The sequence below is a fragment of the uncultured Dysosmobacter sp. genome, assembly GCF_947631165.1.
Lineage (GTDB): Bacteria > Bacillota > Clostridia > Oscillospirales > Oscillospiraceae > Oscillibacter.
Window position 1 is genome coordinate 133219 of record NZ_CANRKH010000002.1, and the last position, 18409, is coordinate 151627.

General features: G+C 56.7%; 24 protein-coding genes. 22 read left to right on the forward strand and 2 right to left on the reverse strand.

Annotated elements, in window-relative coordinates:
• Nucleotide 1 precedes the first annotated feature (1 nt).
• The gene (locus Q0Z69_RS01960) at nt 2-718 is read right to left on the reverse strand and encodes a hypothetical protein (RefSeq protein ID WP_298029336.1); all 717 of its coding nucleotides are present in this window, start codon (nt 716-718) and stop codon (nt 2-4) included.
• A gap of 122 nt (nt 719-840) precedes the next feature.
• Between Q0Z69_RS01960 and Q0Z69_RS01965 the strand changes: the two genes are divergently transcribed.
• From Q0Z69_RS01965 to Q0Z69_RS01985, 5 genes are all read left to right on the forward strand, one after another.
• Entirely contained in the window at nt 841-1329 is a 489-nt protein-coding gene (locus Q0Z69_RS01965) for a hypothetical protein (protein ID WP_298029338.1), read from the forward strand.
• On the forward strand, nt 1320-1997 hold the full coding sequence (locus Q0Z69_RS01970) for a hypothetical protein (protein ID WP_298029340.1): 678 nt from the start codon (nt 1320-1322) through the stop codon (nt 1995-1997). Before Q0Z69_RS01965 ends, Q0Z69_RS01970 begins: the two co-directional genes overlap by 10 nt.
• A gap of 3 nt (nt 1998-2000) precedes the next feature.
• Nucleotides 2001-3464, forward strand: a complete 1464-nt coding sequence (locus Q0Z69_RS01975; protein WP_298029342.1) for a phage tail protein — start codon at nt 2001-2003, stop codon at nt 3462-3464.
• Between the two features lie 16 nt (nt 3465-3480).
• Nucleotides 3481-3999 (forward strand): phage major tail tube protein, encoded by a 519-nt coding sequence (locus Q0Z69_RS01980; protein WP_298029344.1) that lies wholly within the window; start codon nt 3481-3483, stop codon nt 3997-3999.
• Nucleotides 4000-4083: 84 nt separating this feature from the next.
• Nucleotides 4084-4494: a phage tail assembly protein gene (locus Q0Z69_RS01985; protein ID WP_298029346.1), complete on the forward strand. Its 411-nt coding sequence runs from the start codon at nt 4084-4086 to the stop codon at nt 4492-4494.
• A 187-nt stretch (nt 4495-4681) separates the two neighbouring features.
• Here Q0Z69_RS01985 and Q0Z69_RS01990 read toward each other — a convergent pair whose 3' ends face one another.
• Complete coding sequence (locus Q0Z69_RS01990; RefSeq protein WP_298029348.1) at nt 4682-5248, reverse strand: BRCT domain-containing protein; 567 nt, start codon at nt 5246-5248, stop codon at nt 4682-4684.
• 105 nt (nt 5249-5353) lie between these two features.
• Here Q0Z69_RS01990 and Q0Z69_RS01995 point away from each other — a divergent pair, with 105 nt between their 5' ends.
• The 17 genes from Q0Z69_RS01995 to Q0Z69_RS02075 all read left to right on the forward strand — a co-directional run bounded on the left by Q0Z69_RS01995 (nt 5354) and on the right by Q0Z69_RS02075 (nt 18409).
• On the forward strand, nt 5354-8293 hold the full coding sequence (locus tag Q0Z69_RS01995) for a phage tail tape measure protein (RefSeq protein ID WP_298029350.1): 2940 nt from the start codon (nt 5354-5356) through the stop codon (nt 8291-8293).
• Complete coding sequence (locus Q0Z69_RS02000) at nt 8286-8495, forward strand: tail protein X (RefSeq protein ID WP_298029352.1); 210 nt, start codon at nt 8286-8288, stop codon at nt 8493-8495. Before Q0Z69_RS01995 ends, Q0Z69_RS02000 begins: the two co-directional genes overlap by 8 nt.
• A complete protein-coding gene (locus tag Q0Z69_RS02005; protein WP_298029354.1) occupies nt 8492-9526 on the forward strand; it encodes a phage late control D family protein in 1035 nt (344 codons plus the stop codon). Before Q0Z69_RS02000 ends, Q0Z69_RS02005 begins: the two co-directional genes overlap by 4 nt.
• A complete protein-coding gene (locus Q0Z69_RS02010; protein WP_298029356.1) occupies nt 9526-9858 on the forward strand; it encodes a hypothetical protein in 333 nt (110 codons plus the stop codon). The genes Q0Z69_RS02005 and Q0Z69_RS02010 overlap by 1 nt, the downstream gene beginning before the upstream one ends.
• 3 nt (nt 9859-9861) lie before the next feature.
• Nucleotides 9862-10263 (forward strand): phage tail protein, encoded by a 402-nt coding sequence (locus tag Q0Z69_RS02015; protein ID WP_298029357.1) that lies wholly within the window; start codon nt 9862-9864, stop codon nt 10261-10263.
• Nucleotides 10264-10274: 11 nt separating this feature from the next.
• On the forward strand, nt 10275-10592 hold the full coding sequence (locus Q0Z69_RS02020; RefSeq protein ID WP_298029360.1) for a hypothetical protein: 318 nt from the start codon (nt 10275-10277) through the stop codon (nt 10590-10592).
• Nucleotides 10582-11712 (forward strand): baseplate J/gp47 family protein, encoded by a 1131-nt coding sequence (locus Q0Z69_RS02025; protein ID WP_298029362.1) that lies wholly within the window; start codon nt 10582-10584, stop codon nt 11710-11712. Before Q0Z69_RS02020 ends, Q0Z69_RS02025 begins: the two co-directional genes overlap by 11 nt.
• A complete protein-coding gene (locus Q0Z69_RS02030; RefSeq protein ID WP_298029364.1) occupies nt 11705-12382 on the forward strand; it encodes a phage tail protein I in 678 nt (225 codons plus the stop codon). The genes Q0Z69_RS02025 and Q0Z69_RS02030 overlap by 8 nt, the downstream gene beginning before the upstream one ends.
• A 2-nt stretch (nt 12383-12384) precedes the next feature.
• On the forward strand, nt 12385-13260 hold the full coding sequence (locus tag Q0Z69_RS02035) for a phage tail protein (RefSeq protein WP_298029366.1): 876 nt from the start codon (nt 12385-12387) through the stop codon (nt 13258-13260).
• 222 nt (nt 13261-13482) lie between these two features.
• Entirely contained in the window at nt 13483-13923 is a 441-nt protein-coding gene (locus tag Q0Z69_RS02040; RefSeq protein ID WP_298029368.1) for a four helix bundle protein, read from the forward strand.
• 395 nt (nt 13924-14318) lie between these two features.
• Entirely contained in the window at nt 14319-15446 is a 1128-nt protein-coding gene (locus Q0Z69_RS02045) for an RNA-directed DNA polymerase (protein WP_298029370.1), read from the forward strand.
• Nucleotides 15431-17149 carry a DUF6273 domain-containing protein gene (locus Q0Z69_RS02050; protein WP_298029372.1) on the forward strand — a complete coding sequence of 573 codons (1719 nt, stop codon included), beginning with the start codon at nt 15431-15433 and terminating at the stop codon, nt 17147-17149. Before Q0Z69_RS02045 ends, Q0Z69_RS02050 begins: the two co-directional genes overlap by 16 nt.
• Nucleotides 17146-17325: a hypothetical protein gene (locus Q0Z69_RS02055; RefSeq protein ID WP_298029374.1), complete on the forward strand. Its 180-nt coding sequence runs from the start codon at nt 17146-17148 to the stop codon at nt 17323-17325. The genes Q0Z69_RS02050 and Q0Z69_RS02055 overlap by 4 nt, the downstream gene beginning before the upstream one ends.
• An 18-nt stretch (nt 17326-17343) precedes the next feature.
• A complete protein-coding gene (locus Q0Z69_RS02060) occupies nt 17344-17466 on the forward strand; it encodes a CD1375 family protein (RefSeq protein ID WP_298029376.1) in 123 nt (40 codons plus the stop codon).
• Between the two features lie 52 nt (nt 17467-17518).
• Nucleotides 17519-17641, forward strand: a complete 123-nt coding sequence (locus Q0Z69_RS02065) for a CD1375 family protein (RefSeq protein WP_367272201.1) — start codon at nt 17519-17521, stop codon at nt 17639-17641.
• A gap of 73 nt (nt 17642-17714) precedes the next feature.
• Nucleotides 17715-18017, forward strand: a complete 303-nt coding sequence (locus Q0Z69_RS02070) for a hypothetical protein (protein ID WP_298029379.1) — start codon at nt 17715-17717, stop codon at nt 18015-18017.
• Nucleotides 18018-18028: 11 nt separating this feature from the next.
• Entirely contained in the window at nt 18029-18409 is a 381-nt protein-coding gene (locus tag Q0Z69_RS02075; RefSeq protein WP_298029381.1) for a hypothetical protein, read from the forward strand.

The window sequence follows — 18409 nt, forward strand, 5'->3', positions numbered from 1 at the left end:
ATCATGTTGCATTGAACAGACCGAAATCGTCGCGTTTTTTGGGGAGGGTCACAAGGAATTCTTTTTCCTTACCTGATAAAAAATCGTGATAGTATTCGTGGGAATATTCGCGGTATGTCTGTTCGAGAGAAACAAGAGAATACTTGCCCGATAAAGATTCAAGAAATGGGACGGCGTTCATCTTTATCCACGCGCAAAGAAAACTCTTTTTCCGCTTGTCGTCACTTGGCGGCACGGAATCCCAAACAGGGCCGTAAACAGGGTGGCAAGAAAGCATTTTGCGAAGTTTTTTGTCATTGCAGAGAGAAAGAAAACGGTCCTCGCATGGCGACGCTTTACAAAAGCCCGCTTCACAAAGCGATTGAAGGGCGGGCGAATTGTCCCATAAGACAGAAGAAGCCGCAAATTCAGTGAACCAAAAGTGAACCATAATGCGGCAGTATTCAATATGTACTTCAACCGGCAGTTGGTCAACGCGGGAACAAAAGTCGCGGTATTCCGAAAGCGAGAAACCGGCGGCGTTTTTCCCGTAAAAAATCAAACCTTTTTCAAGGTTCTTCCGATAGGAACAGGCGGAAGAATAGTCAAGATCGGGAATCAGACACCGGCCCGCGTCGGAACATTGACGGAACCGATGACAACAACCGAATGATTCAGAATCGGCGGCGGAGCCGCCAGCCGGGGACACAGAATCAAACACGCTAATTTGTCCGTTCATTTCGTTTACCTCCGTATGTGTTAATAACGCTAAAAATTCCGACCTTTAGCACAATATATTAAAATATAAAAAAAGCGAAAAGTCAAGGACGGAGGGAACGGGAAAGGAGGTAAAGACAGAGATTGACACCGTTACAACTGCTTGACGCGCTGGAAGTGTTCGTAAAGGACGAAACGAAGGATATTCTTTTGCCCGTCCGGGTGGACCGCAAGAGCGGGAAGCCGAAAGAGCGCCCGGCGGAGATTCACAAAATGCGCTTGCCGAACAAGGCGGCGGAGATCGAACGAATCCCCTATATCCTGTTGCAGTACATCAAAAGCACCGACACGCAGGAAGAGGGACAGCCCCCGGAAAGCACGTGCATGGTGCGAATCGTCGCGGCCACCTATTCGGAGAACAGCGAAGAGGGCGCAACGTGCGTCCTTAACCTGTTGACCCGGATTCGCATTGCCCTATTCCGGGACAACGTGATTGACGGGCGCTTTCTGCTGAAACCGCCCCTTGAAATGATCGTGTACCCGGACAGCACAGCCCCTTACTATTTGGGCGAAATGATGACCGAATGGGTCATGCCCGCAATCGAAAGTGAGGTTCAGAAAATATGGCAGTAATCAAATTCAAGAAAAACGCGGCCCGCGCCGACCTGTACGCGCTGGCCGTGGAAAACGGCGTTGCCGTGGAAGAGGACGCGGCCCGCTCCGCGATCATTGCCGCGCTGGAGGCCCACAACGCGCAGGAGGCCGCCGACGACGGCGGGGAAGGGAATTATACCACCCCCGCCGCTGACGGCGCGCAGGACGGCGCAGAGGCCGCGGGAGAGGCCAGCGGCGACACCGCCCACGCCTCCCCCGCTGGTGCGACCGACGAAGAGGCCCCGGACGGGAGCGAAGAGAGGGGAACGGGCGGCGGCGGAACGGAGGACCGCGCAGAGGACACCAGCGCGGGCACAGAGGACCGCGACGGCGGGAGCGGGACCGCAGACACCACCCCCGGCGGAGGGGCCGCAGAGAGCCGCACAGAGGCCGCAGACACGTTCGTTTATGTCGGCCCCTCCATTCCCCGCGGGCGGTTGCGGGCAAACGCGATCTTCCGGGGCAACCGGGAGGACGTGCTGGCCTACCTTGCCGACGTTGTGAAGGACTATCCGCAGGTGAAAAACCTGATCGTCCCCATCAACCGGCTGGCGTTCTATTCCGCGAGGGTCAAAACCCCCGGCAATATCGCGCACAAGCATTACAACGACATTATTTCGGCTATGAGCCGGAAAAGGGAGGTATAAACGATGGCCGAATATTACCACGGCGTATCCACGCGACAGGTTGACACGTCGGTTTCGACCCCTGTTGAGGCCGATTGCGGCGTGCCGTTCGTCGTCGGTGTGGCCCCGGTCCATACCGTCGAGGACGGAAAGACCAACGAACCCATTATGTGCATGAGTTACGCGGAGGCCGTTTCCGCGCTGGGGTATTCTGACGACTGGCAGAAATACCCGATTTGCGAAATGATTTATTCGCAATTCCAGCTTTACGGCGTGGCCCCAGTCGTGTTCGTGAACGTGCTGGACCCGACGAAGCACAAAGAAACCGTCGCCGAAACGAAATACCCCGTCGCCGACGGACAGGTTCTTTTGCCGTTCGAGGCGATCAAAACCAGCGTCAAGGTGAAGAACGAGGACGAAGGAACGTCCGAGAAAAAGCCCTATTTCGTGGCCGGGGAGGATTACGACACCCTGTACGACGGAAAGAACCTGATCGTCGAAATTCTGGAGGGCGGCGGAATCAAGGCCGAAACCGGGGAACTGACAATCGGGTTCGACAAGGTGAAGCCCGACGGAGTGGAGAAGGGCGACATTATCGGCGGGTTCGACCCCGAAACGAAGAAATATTCCGGGTTTGAACTGATCGACAAGGTTTTTCCGAAATACGGAATCGTCGTTGACCTGTTGCTGGCCCCCGGCTGGTCCCACGATTCGGAGGTTGCGGCGATCATGTCCGCAAAGGCCGCTTCCATCAATGGCGTGTTCGAGGGGAAAGCCCTTTGCGACATTGACACCGGCGAAGTGAAGCACTACGCCGACGCGCCCGCGTGGAAGAAGGGGAAGAACATCAACGCGAAAACACAAATCCTTTGCTGGCCCCTCTTCAAGCTGGGGGACCGGGTTTTTCACGCCTCCGTCGCCGCGGCGGGGCGAATGGGCCTGACCGATTCGGACAACGGCGGTTGCCCGGCGGAAAGCCCCTCCAACAAACTTTTGCAGATGGACAGCGCGGTTCTTGCCGACGGCACAGTTGTTCTGCTGGACCTCGATCAAGCAAACTACCTGAACAGCAACGGCATTGTTACCGCGCTGAACTTCATTGGCGGTTATGTGCTTTGGGGCGACGAAACCGCCTGTTTCCCCGCGGACACGGACGTAAAGAACTACTTTATCAGCGTGTCCCGGACGTTCGGCTGGGTGGCGAATTCCCTTGTCCTGACCTATTGGAGCAAGGTTGACCGCAAGATGACCCGGCGGCTGATCGACAGCATTGTTGATTCCGTGAATATTTGGCTGAACGGCCTTGTTTCGGAAGAGCAGTTGCTGGGCGGGCGCGTGGAATTCCGGGAGGACGAAAACACCGAAACCGCTTTGATGGCGGGCAAGGCTGTTTTCCACGTGTTTATCACCCCGCCCAGCCCGATGAAGGAATGCGAATTCGTGCTTGAATACGACGTGGAGTACGTTTCCGCGGCGCTGACGGCATAAAAGGGAGGGAAAGAACATGAAGGTTGACAACGGCACAACCAACTTTGCCGTGTATGAGGACGCGACGGAGTTTTACGGCATGGCGGAAGTCACGCTTCCCGAAATCTCGCAGATCACGGAAGAGGTCAAGGGTGCGGGCATTTCCGGCGCGTTCAACGGCGCGTTCGTGGGTCATATCGAGGCTATGACCCTGACGCTTAATTTCCGTTCTGTCACGAAAGACGCGATCAAGCTGGCGGAGCCGCGGAATCACCAGCTTGACCTCCGCGCCGCCCAGCAAGCGTGGGACAACAGCGCGGGCCGGTTCGTGCAGACCGCCGTAAAACACGTCCTTATGGTCACGCCGACGAAGTTTGCCCCCGGCAAGCTGGCCCCCGCCGCCTCCGCGGAAGCGTCCGGGGAATACGCCGTGACCTATTACGCGACCTACATTAACGGCGTGAAGGTGCTGGAAATCGACATTCTGAACTTCAAATATGAGGTCAACGGGGTTGATTATCTGGCAGACGTTCGCAAGGCGCTGGGCAAGGCGTAACGAATACCCGGCGGGGGTTCTCCCCCGCCGGGATTTTCCTTTTTCTGTATCTGACAATCTGAAATCAAAACGGAGGAATTGAACATGAACGACAATACCGAAAAGACCGCCGGAATCGGCGCAGAACCGGCCACAGACGCGGCGGAGGCCGCGGCCCTTATCCCTATGCCCCCGGCGGAGAGCGCCGCCACAAAGCCTGACGCGGGCGTTTACAAGCACGTTTTCCGAAAGCCGTTCGAGTATGAGGGCCGGACCTATACGGAACTGACCTTTGATTTCGCGCGGCTGACGGGCCGGGACATGGTGGCAATCGAAACCGAAATGCAACAGAACAACGAATACGCGATTGCACCGGAAATCTCCGCGAACTATCAATGCAAAATCGCGGCGCGGGCCGCGAAGATCGGAAGCGACGTGCTGGAGGCTATGCCCCTGAACGACTTTAACAAGATCACTTCCGCGGTCCGCCGTTTTTTAACGGAATCGGGCTATTAAAGCAAAGCCCGGCCCGATGGTGGCGGCGGGAAACCTACCGAATGGCGCAAGCGACATTCACCGGGATTCCCTTTTTTCTCGATATGACGCACGAAGAGTTTTCGACGTGGATTCGGGACGTGAACGCCGCTTATGAAGAGGACAAAAGAAGGGCGGGCCGACAGTAACGCCGGTCCGCCCTTTTGGGTCATTCGTTCAGCATGGAATAAAAATCGTCCTCCGATATAATGGCGATCTTGCGGCCCTTTTTCTGCAAATCAACCGCCTTTTGAACCTTGCGGGAGGCAACACCGCCGTTCATTTCAGACCATTCTTGCGACCCCAAAACAAGAATATCCATCGTGTTTACGGGGTTGTCGGAGGTCAACCCGCCGCGCTTCCTAACTTCAAAAAGTGCTTCCGGGCGCTCCATGCGGAACAAATCGCCCGTAATGACAACGGTTTTGTCACGGAAGGGGCTTTTCTGTATGGCATTCAGGCGGGCGGCGGCATAATCGGGAAGCGCGCCGAACCGCTTTGCAAGTTTATAAGCGGCGACGACACAACGCCCGGCCCCTATGCTCCAAAAGAAATTACCCAGCGTCACGTAGAAGTCGAATTCTGGAATCACGGCACGGAAGGAACCGGCAAGCGCGGTCATCTCACATTCAAGCTGGCCATAGCCGGAATTTGTGTTGAACATGGAAGAAAACGTGTTTGCGGGCTTGAAAAAACCGGGGCTTTCCTCTTGATAATACGTGATTTCGCCGAACATGGCATAACCTCCATTCTTGTGTTGTTGTTCGGAAAAATTCTTATCTTTAACACATCATAATTAAAATACAAAAAATGCGAATTGTCAAGAAGGGAGGGAAACGCGGTGGCAAGCCGGAAGGAATATGAATTTTTGTTCAGGCTTAGAGCGTCGCTGGGCGACGATTTCAACGGTTCTTTCAAATCGGCTATGAGTACGGCAAATAAACTGAAAACGTCGATTCAGGCCGTGCAAAAGGTCCAACGCGACGTATCTTCCTACCAAAAGCAGAAAGAGGCCGTCGAGGGCAACCGGCAAAAGCTGGAACAGTTGAAACAGGAACACGACCGGCTACAAGCGGAAATTCAGCAAACCGAAGAGCCGACGGAGGCTTTGCGAAAAAAGTTTGAACGCTGTGAAAAGCAGATTGCCGACACGACCGCAAAGCTGGAGGCGCAGGAAAGACAGCTTTCCGAAACCTCCGAAGAGTTGCGGAAAGCGGGAATCAATACCGATAATCTTTCGGAGGACACCGCCGGGCTGAAAAAGCAGTATGACACACTTAAAGATCAGCAAAGCAAGTTTGCAAATCTCAGCGAAGCAATCGAAAAGAACAAGCAGAGAGTTTCGGAACTGAAAACGGAACTGACAAAGGCGACAGCGGTTGCGGGAGCCGCCGCCGCCGCGTTCTACAAGGTTTTCATTACCCCTTCCGCTAACTTTCAAGAGCAAATGTCCACGGTCAAGGCGATTTCCGGCGCGTCGGCGGGAGAAATGGAGGATTTGACCGCCCTTGCTAAAGAAATGGGCGCGACAACGAAATTCACCGCCGTTGAAGCCGGGGAAGCCCTCGAATATATGGCTATGGCGGGCTGGGGAACCTCCGACATGATGAACGGCCTTGCCGGGGTGATGAACCTTGCCGCCGCTTCCGGCGAAGAGTTGGGGACGGTTTCGGACATTGTGACGGACGCAATGACCGCGTTCGGAATGGGCGCGGAGGAATCGCAGAGGTTCGCAGACGTGCTGGCGGCGACGGCCACGAATGCAAATACAGACGTTGGCACTATGGGCGAAACCTTCAAGCAGACCGCCGCGCTTGCGGGCGCTATGGGCTATACGATTGAGGACATGAGCGTTGCAATCGGCCTTATGGCGAACGCGGGAATCAAGGGGTCAAAATCCGGCACGTCCCTAAAGAACATCATTACGAATCTTGCGGACCCCACCGACGAAGTGGCCGCGGCTATGGAAACGCTGGGGGTTTCCCTTGTGAACACCGACGGAACCGCGAAAGAGTTTCAAGAGGTCATGGGGGAATTGCGCGGCGCGTTCGGCGGATTGTCGGAGGCGGAAAAGGCCGCGTATGCCTCCACGATTGCGGGAAAGCAGGGCATGGCCGGTTTGCTGTCCCTTGTGAACGCTTCCGCGGCGGACTATGACAAGCTGTACGAATCTATCAACAACTGTTCCGGCGCGGCTGAACAGATGGCAAACACCCGGCTGGACAACCTGAACGGCGATATTACGCTTATGCAATCCGCTTGGGAGGGGCTGGCAACTACCGTCGGCGACCTCTTTAACGGGACGTTGCGGGACACCGTGCAGAACCTAACCGGCGTGATCGGGAAGGTCAATGAATGGGTACAGGCGAACCCCGAAACGGCGGCGACGATTGTTAAAGTTATCGGCGCTTTACTTGCGCTGAACGTGGGAATCAAGGCGGGTCAACTTGCGTTCGGCTTAATAAAAGGCAAGGCGCTTGAAGCGGCAATGGCGTTCCTTAAATTTCAGATCAACGGAGGAATTGCGGGCGCAATGGCGAGCGCATGGGCAAAAGTCGCCGGAATCGCCGGAACGGTCACATCGGCGCTGGGAAAAGCGTTCGCGTTCCTTACTTCCACGACTGGACTTGTGGTAATTGGAATCGTCGCCTTGATTGCTGTAATCGTTCTGGTTGTGAAGCATTGGGACACGGTAAAGGCCGTCGCCCTCGAAGTATGGGAGAAGATCAAAGAGGCATGGGGCGCGGCCTCCGCGTGGTTCGCGGAGGTATGGGAGAAGATCAAGGCCCCATTCGTCGCCGCCGCACAGTGGTTCAACGACAACGTGATTCAGCCGATTATTACTATTTTCGGCCCGATTGTCGAAAAAATCGGCGAAATTTTCGCTAAATTGTGGGAGATTGCGACCGCCCTTTTCTCCGTCGCGGCACAGTGGTTCAACGACAACGTGGTTCAGCCGATCATATCCGTGTTTTCGGGAATCGTCGAATCCGTCGGCGGGTTCTTTTCCGGGTTGTGGGCGCGCATAGTGGAAATTTTCTCCGCCGCGGCAACGTGGTTCGGCGAAAAATTTTCGGAGGCATGGGCGGCAATTCAAGCCGTTTTCGCGCCCGTCGGCGAATTTTTCGCCGGTATTTGGTCCACGATCAAGGAGCAATTTACCGCAATCGGAACGGCAATCGGCGACGCGGTGAGCGGCGCTTTCCGGGCCGTGGTAAACGCGATTATCACATTCGCAGAAAGCAAAATCAATTTTTTCATCAACGGGATAAATTCAGTGATCGGGCTGGTGAACAAGATTCCCGGCGTGAGCATTTCGCCGCTGACCCCGCTGGCAATCCCCAGGCTGGCCACGGGTTCGCCCCGGACCCCCGGAACCTTTATTGCGGGCGAAGCGGGCGCGGAACTTATCACCAACGCCCGGAACAGGACCGTTTACACCGCGGCGCAGACGGGACAGCTTATGCAGAACAACGCGACAATCGTTGCCCTTGCCCCTGCCCTGCTTGCGGCAATCGCAGAAATGCGGCGGAGCGGGAACGGCGGACGGCCCGGCGGCGGAGGAAACCCGGACGGCGTGAACGCCCCGACCGTGACGGCGGGAACCTCCCGGCAAACGTCGGTTGTGATTCACAGCGCCCCGGTTTTCCATGTCGGGAGCGAAGCACAGGCGCGGGACATTGAAGAAACCTTGCGCCAGCACGATGAAGCGTTGATGGAGGAATTCGACGAACGCTTGCGGCAAAGAGAAGAGGACGAAAGGCGGCGGAGGTATGACTAAATACACGACCATTGCCGGGGATATGTGGGACGGAATCGCCTATAAAACGCTGGGCGACGAAGCGTACACCGACAAGATCATAAAGGCGAACCCGCAATTCCGCCGCCTCTTCATCTTCCCCGCGGGGGTCACGCTGTCCATCCCGGACCCTGACCCCCGCGTTTCGGCGGAGTTGCCGCCGTGGAAGCGGGTGGCGAAATGAACGCACGCAGAACGGAAGTCCGGGTGATTTTCGACGGCGCGGACATTACGCCGGACGCGAACAAGTATTTGCAATCGCTGTCCTACACGGACAACGAAGAGGACAAAACGGACGATCTACAAATCACGATGGATGACCGGGAAGGGGTATGGCTGGGAAGCTGGCTTAATACCCCTTCCGCCGGGAAAGGCACGGAGATTTCGGCGGTCATCATCCAGCGAAATTGGGATTCCGACGGGAAAGACCGGGTGCTGGATTGCGGGACGTTCGAGGTTGACACCGTGGACGGGTCCGGCCCGCCCGCGAAAGTCACCATCAAGGGAACGTCAATCCCGCACACGTCCACGGCCCGGACGCAGAAAAAAACGCAGGCATGGGAGCAAATCAATCTTTCAGCGATTGCAAACGAAATCGCCGGGCGGAACGGCCTTGCCTGTATGTTTCTTTCGCCCTCCGACCCGTATTACACCCGGAAGGAACAGTTGCAGGAATCCGACATTACCTTTTTGCAGAGGCTTTGCAAGGCCGCGGGAATCAGCCTGAAAGTGACCGCAAAAATGATCGTGCTTTTCGACGAAGCGGAGTTTGAAGGTCAAGCCGCGGTGCGGACCATCAAAAAGGGCGAAGCGGACGTAAAAAGCTGGTCATTCTCCACAAGCACGCACGACGCGGCATACAGCAAATGCCACGTGTCCTATACAGACCCGGCCACGGCGACGACCATTGAATACACGTACACCCCGCGGGACGCGGACAAATCCGGGCAAGTGCTGGAGATCAACGAAAAGGTCAACAGCCGGGAAGAGGCCCGGCAACTTGCTATGAAGCGCCTACGGCAAAAGAACAAAGGCGAATTCAAAGCGTCGTTCGGCCTGACCGGGGACGCGCGGCTGGTTGCGGGGGTGAACGTGGAGGTTTCGGGATATGGAGCGTTCGACGGGAAATACATCATCGAAACCGCGGCGCATTCCATTTCGCGGAGCGGGTATAAAACCGACCTGACCTTGCGCCGGGTGCTGGAGGGCTACTAATGGACGATATAACCTTGCTGAAAAATATTGTGCGGACGGGCTGGGTTTCGTCCGTGAACAAGGCGGAGCGCACGGCCCGCGTCACCTTCAAAGACAAGGTGCGAACTTTCGTGTCCGGGGAATTGAAGGTGCTGAAAAACCCGCCCTTCATTCCCGATTACGACGTGCCGCAACGGACGGAGTACGAAAGCGGCGGAGCGGGCGACGCGGCGTTTGAAAACCACAAGCACGATCTAATTATAAAGCCGTGGTTGCCGAAACCGGGGGATTTTGTACTTTGCATTTACATTCCCACGGAGGACGGCGACGGGTTCGTGATAGGGGGGATTTAGCGCATGGCCGTAATCGGAAATTGGGGCGACGTGACGTTTTCCGTGTCCCGGCAGACGGTCAAGACGTTTGACGGGCTGAAATGGGACGCGTCGGTTTCCTATGCCACCCACGAACGGCATTTGAAAGAGCCGCTTTTAGAGTTTACCGGGACCGGCGTTGAAAGTATGTCCTTCACCATGTTTTTTTCCGCCTTTTTGGGGGTTGACCCCATTTCGGAGGTTGCGAAACTGCTTCAGGCAATGCGCCGGGGGGAGGTCCACCCCCTTATCATCGGCCCGAAAGCATACGGGACGTATCAATGGGTGGTCACGAAGCTGTCAAACGACCTGAAACGCTATGACGGCAAGGGGAACTTGCTTGTCGCCTCCGTCAACGTCACCATGCAATCGTATTCGGCAAGATAGGAGGGGCGAAAATGGCTTATGTAGTAAAGGCGTACACGCCCGGAAAGATCAATCTTGCGCCGGAATCCACGGTTGAAGAGGTTTTGCAGAATATCGCAATGATTCTGACAACGCCGCGGTTCTCCGTCCCCCTTGACCGGGGGCTGGGGCTTGCACAACGCTTCCTTGACAAGCCGGTTCAACTGGCCCAGCCCATTCTGATTTCAGAGGTCATGGAGGCGATCACCCTATACGAACCGCGGGCGGAGATCGTGAACGTGTCGTTCGAGTTGGGCGAACTGCCCGGCGCGCTGATTCCTGTTGTGGAGGTGAATATCATTGTCGAATGAGGTTAGAGGCTACCCGGAAATTTCCTTTGTGGACACGGACACGGCGACGCTGGAAAGCCTGTTGGTACAGTCGTATGAAGCGTTCACCGGGCGGACGCTGTACCCGGCGGACCCGGCCCGCCTCTTCATCCTATGGCTGGCCGACATTATGATTCAGGAACGGGTGGCAATCGACTTTTCCGCGAAAATGAACGTCCCCCGGTATGCGGAGGGGGATTATTTGGATTCCCTCGCGGAACTGTTCAAGGACGCATACAGGCTTGAACCGGCGGCGGCGAAAACGACGTTGCGGTTCACGCTGTCCGTCCCGCTGGAGGTTGCGACCGTCGTTCCGGCGGGAACCCGCGTCACCCCCGGCGGCGAAATCATGTTTGCCACGGCGGAGGACCTGACGATTCAGGCCGGGGAAACAACCGGCGACGTGGAAGCGGAATGCCTGACGACGGGAGAGGCCGGGAACGGCTTTACCGCCGGGCAAATCTCGCAACTGATCGACATTTTCCCATATTTCGAGCGGGTGCAGAACACGACCGAAAGCGCCGGGGGCGCGGACCGGGAGAGCGACGCGGCCTTTTATGAGCGAATGCGGGAGAGCGTCGAAACCTATTCCACCGCCGGGCCGCTGGGCGGGTATGAGTATTTCGCAAAGAGCGCGTCGGCGCAGATCGTGGACGTGCGGGCCACGTCCCCGGAACCGGGGGAAGTTGACGTGCGGGTTCTGCTGTCCGGCGGGGCGCTTCCGACGGAAGAAACCTTGAAGCTGGTTCGGGAAATGCTGAACGATGAAAAAGTGCGGCCACTGACCGATCACGTCACCGTCGGCGCGCCGGAACAGGTGAAATACAAAATCGACTTCACGTACTACACGGAAGAGGGCGGAACGCTGACCGTGCCGGAAGTCGAAGCGAACGTGAACGCCGCCGTCGCCGATTTCAAGGCATGGCAGGGCGGAAGAATGGGCCGGGACGTGAACCCCTCCCGGCTGGTTCAAATGCTTATGGGAACGGGTATCAAGCGGGTGGAAGTACGGTCCCCGGAATATACCGTTGTTCCCGACGGTTCGGTTGCCGTCGCGGAAGGGGAAGCGACGATGACGAACGGGGGTGCGGAACGTGAATGACAGCGACCTTTATTCGGCGGATTATTTGCGGTCCCTCCCCCCTTCCCTGAAAGCTGACCCCGATATTATCGCGCTGGCGAAAGCGGTTGCGGAGCAACTACACGTCACCGCGGCGGAGATCGAAAAGAACATCATTTACCCCCGAATCGACGAACTGGACGAAAAGACCCTTGATATTCTGGCATACGACCTTCACGTTGATTGGTACGACGTTTCGTATTCCATCGAAGCGAAGCGGGCGACCATCAAAAGCAGTATGCGGGTTCACCGGCGGCTGGGGACGAAATACGCCGTTGAAAAGGCGCTGGGGGCCGTATTCCCCGGAACAAGGGTTGAAGAATGGTTTGAATACGGGGGGAAACCGTACACGTTCCGGGTCATCATCGGAGCGGGAACGGGCGTGACGGCGGAACAGCAAGCGGCGGTCCTCGAACGGGTGCGGTTTTATAAAAATCTCCGTTCCCATTTGGAGGCGATCAGATACCAGCTTGAAGCGCCGAAAGGAACCGTCACCGTGGGCGGGTGCTACTCTATGGAACAGCGGCTGGAGATATGGCCGTATCTGGCCCGCGACATTGAACCGACGGCGGCGGTCATCGCCGCGGCGGGGTTCGTGGTTTACAAACGGACCCTTGAAATCTACCCGGACGACATGAACAGGAGGTTGTAAAAATGCCCGAAAGAACATACGGAACCGTCGTCACCGACACCGGCACAAGGCTGGGCGTTATCGCGGTGCAGACGGGAACAAAGGTCAATATCACGACGCTGGCCGTCGGCGACGGCGGCGGGTCCTATTATCAGCCGGTCCCCGCGCAAACGGAACTGAAAAATCAGACGTGGAGCGGGGCGGTCAAAAGCGTGTCGATCAATGAGGATTCCCCGAACATGATTGACGTTGTGGCCGTCATCCCCTCCGACGTGGGCGGGTTCACAATCCGCGAAATGGCGGCGCTGACGGAAGAGGGACAGGCGTTCGCAATCTGCAACACCCCGGACACCGAAAAAGTCATCATTGCAAGCGGGGCGGCGGGGGAAGTCGAAGTGACAATGCACATCGAATATTCCAACACCGGGATTATTTCTTTCAACATTGACCCGAACGTGGTTACGGCCACGAAAAAGGACCTTGAAAAGCACAACGCAGACCCCGCGGCACATGGCGCGCTTTTCGACGGGTTCGCCTCGAAGATCGAACTGAACGCCCACACCAACAACAGCGACATTCACGTGAACCCCGAAACTATGGGCGCTTACGACGCGGCCATTGCCGACCTGATCGAACACGTGCAGGACACCGACAAGCACGTTACAGCGGCGGAAAAGGCGAAGTGGAACGCGTCGGAGGCGACCGCGGAAAAGGCGGAGGCGGACGCGGCGGAGGCGTTGCGGAAGGTGGGCGAACTGGAAAGCCGGGTGGCCCGCGTGGAAGATGGCCTATTCAACAATATCACCGGCAACCCCTATTTGGTGCAGTTTGATTCGCTGGAAGGAATCAAGCTGGTAAAGGGCATTTGGAACGCCGCCCGGCAACGAATCGAATGTTGAGGGAATACGCGTGTCCGCCGCGGGAACTATCCTGCATTATCGGAAATCTGTTCGTGGAACTGGAACCGCCTTGCGCGGGGTGAGCAGACGCTGACCGGCTGACGATCAGCGGGAGGACGTACACCGGGCGCAGGGCGGTTCTTATCGTCACCGAATACGGGTTCTTGTTCGACGGGGACCCGGCGGAGATCGAAACCATACGGGAAAAGAAGTGCGTTTATCATGTCACAGCAAGGACCGGCCAAACAGCCGCCGGAAGAAGAAAAAGAATTCAAGATCATAAGCAACGCGAAGGAGCTGGCGAAGCACACGCGGCGGATGACCAGCGCCCGGCGTTTTCCGAAACGGTTTGCGGACCTTGTGCGGAGGATGAACGACACGGCGCTGGAGATTTTCGAGCGGGTGCAGGAGGCGAACGAACTTGACCTTGCGGACCCGGCGGAGGCGCGGGAACGGCGTTACCATCAGCGAAAGTCCATGACGAAGTGTAAAACCATGCTGTTCTTTATCGAACAGGCGCGGGAAAGCGACCTGATTTCAAAGGAACAATGCGAGGAATGGGCGCGGAAGGTGCTTGACGTGAAACGCCCCGTCGCCACATGGACGAAACAGGACCGGGGCCGGGCCGCAGACTATCAACGGAGGAACGAGCCGCGGCGGTGAAAGCCGCCGGGCGCTTTTCTTGGGGTGCGCTTTGTCGCGTCGAATTCCTACAATGCCCGCAACGTCAATTCCTCCGGCACGCTGAACAACAACAACGCGTACAACGGCAACAACGGCGTTCGCCCGCTCTGGTGGATTACCGCGATTTTGAGTAAACCCCGCGAGGGGTTGAAAGCAGAGGACCACCATCAAAGGAAAGCGTATCCCTCCGCCGCGGAAGCGACGGTAAATACAAGATTGGTGAAGCAAGGCCCACGGGAACCAGCTTCCGCCCGCCGCGGGCGCGCGGCGGGTCCGATGATGACGCATTGCGACGGCGAATCATGGACCCGGACAACCGGGAGATTCCGCCGCCCCCGCAAGGCCGATTCTATACACGGCAAGGAGTTTTCCCCATGCAACAAAAGACCGACGATTTCACGATTGTTTACGATTTCGGGAACCTTTACGCGGGATTCCTGAAAGCGCGGAGAGGCAAAAGACAGAAATACAGCGTTGCGAAGTTTGAAGCGAATTTGCTGGAAGCCCTTTGCCTCTTATCCGATTTGCTGAAATCGGGCGAATACAGACCGTCGGAATATTACATTTTCCGGGTGTATGAGCCGAAAGAACGAATCGTAATGACAAACGCGTTCAAGGATAAAGTCGTGCAACATTCCCTTTGCGACAACATCCTTGAACCGGCCTTTTCTGTATCTTTTATCGCGGACAACTACGCTTCCCAGCGTGGCCGCGGGACCCATTACGGATTATACCGCCTCGAAGATTTCATGCGTTCGTACTATTTCGAGCGCAAGGCGAAATCGGACGCGGAGCGGCGGGCGGCGGGATTGCCGCCGGTCCGGGCGCAGGACGGAGGATATGCGAACGGGTGGGTCCTTAAATGCGACATATCGAAGTATTTTTATTCGATTCAGCACGGGCCATTAAAAGAAATGGTCCGGCAATACTTCCGGGACCCGCTGTTGCTGTGGCTGATCGACTTAATCATTGACAGCACGGAGAACCCCGGAATCCCCATCGGCAACCAAACGTCACAATGGTTCGCCGTCATGTATCTGTCCGGCCTCGATCACTTCATCAAAGAGAAATTGGGGATTCGGTACTATGGCCGCTATATGGACGACTTTTATTTGATACATGAGGACAAGGCGTATTTGCAGTATTGCCGCCGGGAGATCGAAAGGTATCTTGCGGGGCTGGGCCTCCGCCTGAACAACAAAACAAACATCTTCCCGCTGAAAAACGGCATTGACTTTTTGGGTTTCCACACCTATTTGACGGATTCCGGGAAGGTGATTCGGAAAGTGAGGCGCAGAAGCAAATGTAACGAACAAAGGAAGTTGCGGAAGCAAAGAAAGCTACTGGACGCGGGCAAGATCACACTTGCGAAGGTGGAACAATCCTATCAAAGCTGGCGGAGCCACGCGGCGAAGGGGAATTGTCATCATCTAATCCGGGAAACCGACAAACTATTTCACGACTTATTCAAGGAGAGTGAAGCGAAATGGCAAAAAGTTTAGGTTCGCTTTCCGTGGGCGCGCTGGTGAAGGACACCGGCACGCTCTACAACGGAAAGCCGATCATTTGGAAAATCGCCGACAAAGACCACGCGGGCTATCCCAGCGGGGCCGTGACGCTGATTACGGACCGCATTATTTCGCTGAAATGCTTTGACGCAATCGAAGCGTCGAATTCGGACAGCAACCGCAAGCAGTACGGCAATAACCGCTGGATTTACTCTAATATCCGGCTATGGCTGAACAGCGCGGCGGCGGCGGGCGCGTGGTATTCGGCCCAGCACGGGCAGGACGCGCCCCCGAACAATGCGAACGTATGGAGCAATTACAACGAATACGAAGCGGAAGCGGGCTTTCTGTACGGCTTTTCGGCGAACTTCCGGGCGGCGCTGTTGGAAACCTCCCACACCGTCGGCAAAGCCTCCGTGGACGGCGGCGGGACGGAGGTTTGCAAAGACAAAGTGTTTTTCGCAAGCTGTACGGAGGTTGGCTTGTCCGGCGACGCGGTTTGCGGCACGAAGCTGGCCTTGTTCACCAACGACGCTTCCCGGCAAGCATACCCGACGGCGGAGGCCGTGGAAAAAAGCGAATACAAAACGTCGGGGCTTTCCGCAACGGCGTATTGGTATTACTGGCTGGCGGACGCTTACGCGTCGGATTCCTACACTGCCCGCCGCGTCCATTCCACCGGCTCGCTGATCACCAACAGCGCGTACGACGGCTTCAACGGCGTTCGCCCGCTTTGTAATCTGAAATCTGAAATCTTGGTATCTGATTCCACGGACAGCGACGGCGCGTACACGATCATTTGGAACCGCACGCCCACGGTCCCGGAAAGTATCAGCGTTCCGGCGACGGTCCGGGGCGGCGAAAATCTGACGGTCACGTGGGGAGCCTCCACGGACGCGGACAACAATTTGTCCGGGTACGTGCTGGAACGCCAGCACGACGACGGGGTTTTTGAACAGGTTTACAAGGGAATCAACCGCACGTACACGGACGCGATCACGAAGGGCTGGAAAAACGTCACCTACCGCGTGAAAGCCTACGACAGCGCCGGGGCGGAATCGGCGTATAAGACCAGCGAAAAACGAACGGTCATCAATAACACCGCGCCCACCATCGACGGCACGGACAAGGACTTGGGCGCAAAGACCGGGGCGTTCTCGCAAGCCTACACCGCGACGGACCCGGACGCGGGGCAGACGCTGACCGTGACGGAGTACATCGACGACACGAAGAAGCGGGAGTATCAGGCCACCAGCGGGCAGGAATACACGTTCAGCGTGACCGCCGACGAATGGTTGAAGCTGTTGAACGGGTCCCACAAGTTGAAGATCACCGCCGCGGACAACTACGGCGGGAGCGCCACCCGGACGTACACGTTCAGCAAGAACGAAACCGAAATTGAGTTGACGCTGGCCACCCCCCTTCCGGCTGACGACATGATTACAAAAGCGATTATGAGCGTCACCCGGCAGATTCCGGCGGGGGCCACGTTCACGGTTGAAGTCTGCAACAACGCGAACGACGAAGCGCCCACGTGGGAGGACGTGACGCAGGCCGTGAACAGCGGAAGCAAATTCTTTTTCACCAACGACAAAAAGACCGCCGACACGTGGGCTTTCAACTTCCGAATCAAGGTGAAGCGGAACGAGGCCGTCGGCGACTGTTTCATTCTTTCGGCAGGGGGGAATTTTGAATGAGCGTGAAGCATACGCCGACCAGCATTGCGAACAAGCCGAAATCCGTTGAAGAGTTGACGGAGGAAAACAAGCGGCTTTCCGCGGAAAACGCCAGCTTGTCGGAACAGGTGACGGACCTTCAAATGGCGCTTTGCGACGTTTACGAGTTAGTCGAAACCGCCGTTTACAGCGAGTAAAGGAAGGGGGAAAAACCGATGGAAAAGGTATATGCGGACCTTATCAGGAAGGGCAAAAAGACCCTTGAAGAAGTCCCGGAACGCTTGCGCGAAAAGGTGCGGGCGCTGTTGGAGGCGGAAGGCGGGGGCGGCGGTGAGTAACGCGCTGTTCCTGCTTTTAGCATACATCTTTTGCAGAAAGGAGGTCCGAACGATGGCCGTTGTGTATGCCACCCTGATCGTGAAGGGTAAAAAGACTATGGCGCAGGTCCCCGACCGGCTGAAAGCCGAAGTCAAGGAACTGCTGGACGCGCTGGAGATCACCGACGTTGAGTGACGGCGCGCCCGACGGACGGCCCCGGCGCAAGCGCGCCGGGGCTTTCTCAAATCCAAAACGGAGGTAAAAAGCAATGGGCGAAACGGTTTTAACGGCGATCAGCGTTATTAGTACGCTTTGCGCTATCGTGTTCGGGTATGCGGCATTCGCCCGCAACGGGAAGAAGGACACGGAGGCGGAGGCGAAAAACGACGCTACGGTTCTAACCGAAATCGGGTACATCAAAGGCGGAATCGACGACATCAAGGCAGAACAGCGGGAACAGCGAAAAACAAACACCGATCTAATCACCCGCCTGACCGCCGTTGAATCTTCCGCGAAACAGGCACACCATAGGCTGGACCGCCTCGAAAAGCGGGAGGACCGGGAAGAATAGGGGGAGGCGGCATGAACTATCTAATCAGCGCCGCCGCGGGGTTGATCGGAGGGTTCGCCGCCGTCCTGCTTTTGGGGACGGGCCGGACGCGAAAGCGCCGGAACAGCAAAACGGAGCAAACGAAGAAGAGCCGCCGGAAGTTTGAGTTTTCAAAACTTGTTCTTTCGGCGGTTCTCTTTACCTATTTTGCGGGGTTCGGCGTGGGCGTTTGGGCCGTGTTCGTGGACCCGTCGCAACTTTCGGTTCTGCTGACCTACATTGCCGGGCCGACGATCACGGCGACCGGGTTTTACGCGTGGAAAGCAAAGGCGGAAAACGTCGTGAAGATCAAGCAATCCGCCCCGAAAGCGACGGAGGGAATGCCCGTTGACCTGAACAACATTCAACCTTGA